Source organism: Actinomadura rubrisoli (assembly GCF_004349215.1).
In the GTDB taxonomy this organism is placed as follows: domain Bacteria; phylum Actinomycetota; class Actinomycetes; order Streptosporangiales; family Streptosporangiaceae; genus Spirillospora; species Spirillospora rubrisoli.
The window spans coordinates 1-801 of sequence record NZ_SMKU01000763.1 but is presented as its reverse complement, the minus strand read 5'-3'; the positions used below and the strand labels follow the sequence as shown (position 1 = coordinate 801).

General features: G+C 80.9%; 1 protein-coding gene. It reads right to left on the bottom strand.

The window, feature by feature from the left end; translation table 11 throughout:
- Positions 1-801 (bottom strand): ATP-dependent helicase C-terminal domain-containing protein (locus tag E1298_RS47350; RefSeq protein WP_279499845.1); only part of this gene is annotated, 801 nt, incomplete at both ends.

Genomic DNA, 801 nt, shown 5'->3' with positions numbered 1-801 from the left:
GCCCGCGCGGGGTCCTCGGGCCAGGGGTGGCGGGGGTAGCGGCCGCGCAGCTCGGCGCGGACGGCGCGGTAGCCCTCGCGCCAGAACGTCGCCAGGTCGGCGGTGACCGCGGCGGGCCTGCCCGCCGGCGACAGCAGGTGCACCACCAGCGGCACCCGCCCGCCCGCGAGCCGCGGCGCCGCGTCCCAGCCGAACAACTCCTGGAGCTTCACCGCCAGGACGGGCCGCTCCCCCGCGTAGTCCACCCGGATCCGCGACCCGGACGGCACCTGCACGCGCTCGGGGGCCAGCTCGTCCAGCCGGGCCGCGAGGTCCCAGGGCAGCAGGCCGCGCAGCGCCGCCGCGACGTCCACGCGCCGCAGGTCCGACCGGCGCCGCGCGCCCGCCAGCCATTGCGGGACGCGTTCCAGCAGCGCCGCGTCGTCCACCTCGGGCCACGGCTCGCCGAGCGCGCCGCGCAGGAACGCCAGCCGCTCCCTCAGCGCGACGGCCGCCGGCGTCCAGGTGAGGAGCCCGAGCCCCTCGGCGCGCAGACCGTCCCGCAGCGCGGCCCGCACCCGCTCCGGATCGGGACGGCGCAGCGGCCGCGCGTCCAGCTCGATGGCCCCGAGCCGCTCCACGCGCCGGGCGACGACGTCCCCGTCCCGCCAGGCGACCTCGTCCACCGTCTCCAGCAGCGGCGCCGCCGCGAACCTGGCGATGTCCTCGCCGATCACGACGGCCTGCCGCACCCGCGCCGACGCCGCCCCGGCGGGCCGGTCGGCGGCGGCGACCGCCAGCCACCCGGGCCGCGCCCCGGCC